The organism is Variovorax sp. 10N432, assembly GCF_056394465.1.
In genome coordinates this window covers 1-2,327 of record NZ_JBFTHX010000108.1, presented here as the reverse complement: position 1 = coordinate 2,327, position 2,327 = coordinate 1, and the positions used below count along the sequence as shown (strand labels likewise).

At 64.8% G+C, this 2,327-nt stretch carries 2 protein-coding genes; both read right to left on the bottom strand.

Features of this window, described 5'->3' with window-relative positions:
* Positions 1 to 186: 186 nt before the first annotated feature.
* Positions 187 to 987 (bottom strand): IS21-like element helper ATPase IstB, encoded by an 801-nt coding sequence (gene istB / locus AC1DF3_RS36820; RefSeq protein ID WP_478142787.1) that lies wholly within the window; start codon positions 985 to 987, stop codon positions 187 to 189.
* On the bottom strand, positions 980 to 2,209 hold the full coding sequence (gene istA, locus AC1DF3_RS36815; protein ID WP_478142786.1) for an IS21 family transposase: 1,230 nt from the start codon (positions 2,207 to 2,209) through the stop codon (positions 980 to 982). The genes istB and istA overlap by 8 nt, the downstream gene beginning before the upstream one ends.
* Positions 2,210 to 2,327: the final 118 nt, after the last annotated feature.

The following is a 2,327-nucleotide window of genomic DNA, read 5'->3' as shown; positions in this document are numbered from 1 at the left end:
TGTCGGCGCCGGTTGAACTTTGACCCACCCTGCCGGTTGAACTTTGACCCGGGGATGGGAGCCGGCATCGTGGTTGCCGACTGTGGATAACTGTAGCTGTTTCCTCCTTTCTTGCTTTGCTTGATGTTCGGTCTTTGAGGGCGCGGAGGGCGAAGCCCGCAGCGCCTTGTCCCTTCGAAGCGTTGATCAGGCGAGGTCTTCCGGTGGCGCCTTGGCCTCCTTTCGTTCCTGTTCGCGAGCGCGGATGCGCTTCTTCGTGTTGGCCGTGGCGTGCGTGATGCGGTAGCTGTCGTTGCCCGTCTCCACGATGTGGCAGTGATGCGTGAGTCGGTCCAGCAGCGCGGTGGTCATCTTCGGATCCACGAACACGCTGGACCATTCGGCGAAGTCCAGGTTGGTCGTCACCACCACGCTGGTGTGCTCGTAGAGCTTGGAGAGTAGGTGGAACAGAAGCGCCCCGCCGGCCTGACTGAAGGGCAGGTATCCCATCTCGTCCAAGACGACCGCATCCAGGCGCAGCATGCTCGCCGCAATGCGACCGGCCTTGCCTTGGGCCTTCTCCTGCTCCAGCGCGTTGACCAGGTCCACCGTCGAGTAGAAGCGCACGCGCTTGCCATGCTGCACGATGCCGGCCACGCCGATGGCCGTCGCAAGATGGCTTTTGCCGGTGCCGGGTCCGCCCACCAACACGACGTTGTGCGCTTCATCTGTGAAGCGCATGTCGGCCAATTGCAGCACCAGCTTGCGATCCACCGGAGAGACCTCGAAGTCGAACCCCGCAAGATCCCGATGCACCGGGAACTTTGCCGCGTTCAGTTGGTGGCTGACCGAGCGCGTGGCGCGCTCGGTCGTCTCGGCGCGCAGCATCTGCTCGACGAGCCAGCGCGATCGCTCCAGCTCGGCGTTGTTCTGCTCGATCAGATCGGCCCACGTCCCGGCCATGCCGTGCAAGCGCAGCGCCTTGAGTTCGGCAATGACGTCACGCATGGTCGGCCTCCTGAATGTTGCGCAGCCGGTCGTAGCGAGCTGTGTCGGCAATCGGCGGTGTCAGCACCTGCAGCGCCGTCTCCACATTGGCCGGCCGCGGCGCCGCGTTCAGACGCGCGAGCACGTTGATGACGTGCTCGACGCTCACGCGTCCCGAGGGCGGCGCGCCGTCCAACGCCAACTCCACGGCCACCAGCACCGCCTCGAGTCCCGCTGTCGGCACCAGAGCCAGCACCCGGGCCATCAGGCGATCGCCTCCGGTCTCGCGCAACAGCGCGCGGCGAAGCCTTTGCAGCGGCTGCGGCAGGTCCGTGAACGGCGCCCCATTGCGCAACGCTCCCGGCTTCCTCTGGACCAGCGGGATGTAGTGCTGCCAGTCGTAGCGCGTCTTGCCCTTGTCCGTCAGCCGTTCGTGCTCGGCCACGAGGGCGTCGCCAACCACCACCGTCACGCGCGTCGGGTACAGGTGCGTGCTGACCATCTGCCCGGCCAGTTCGCACGGCACCGAGTAGCGGTTGCGCGCCACCGACTTGCAGAAGTCGGGGTCGTACAGGTAGTGTGCGCACATCACCGAGAAGCGCGCGTTAACCGTGCGGCCCTTGCCCTTGTGCACCTTGTCCACGGCGGTCTTCATGTTGTCGTAGATCCCACGGCGAGCCACACCGCCCAGCGCGGCGAACGACCGGGTGTGGGCATCGAACAGCATCTCGTGACCCTGGCTCGGGTACGCGACCAGCCAGAACGCCCGGCTCGCGCACAGCTTCATGTGCGCGACCTGCAGTTTGCGGTAGATCCCGCCGATCACCAGCGCCTCGTCGCTCCAGTCGAACTGGAACGCCTCGCCCAACTCGAATGCCAGTGGCACGAACGCTTTGCCGACGGCAACACCCCCTTGCTGCGCTCGCCACGCTCGAATGAAGTCGGTCAGCTGGGTGTAGCCGCCTTCATAGCCGGCCGCCGCAATCTGCTGCAACAGTGCTCGCGCGGTTCGCCGCTCCTTCTTCGGTCGACGCGCGTCGGCCAACAACGACATCTTCACCATCTCGACGAACGGCGTCAGCTTCGTCGAGGCCGCTCGGCGCACGTACTTCGGTGGCTGCGCCACCGGCACGCGCAGGTACTTCCTCACCGTGTTGCGCGACAGGCTCGTTGCCCTCGCGATCTCTCGCACCGATTTGTTCTCGCGGTGGTGCATCCGCAGGACCTTGCCAATCATGGCCATGGTGATCAATCCTCATTCCCCCACCGCTTAAAAAAGCAGCAGGGTAGGCTGAACACCCGGGTCAAATTTGAACCGGCACAACCCTCACAGGTGGGTCAATTTTCGGCCGGCGCCAACA

Coding starts and splice junctions, on each gene's coding strand:
- istB (WP_478142787.1), bottom strand. CDS start 987: ATGCGTGACGTCATTGCCGAACTCAAGGCGCTGCGCTTGCACGGCATG.
- istA (WP_478142786.1), bottom strand. CDS start 2,209: ATGGCCATGATTGGCAAGGTCCTGCGGATGCACCACCGCGAGAACAAA.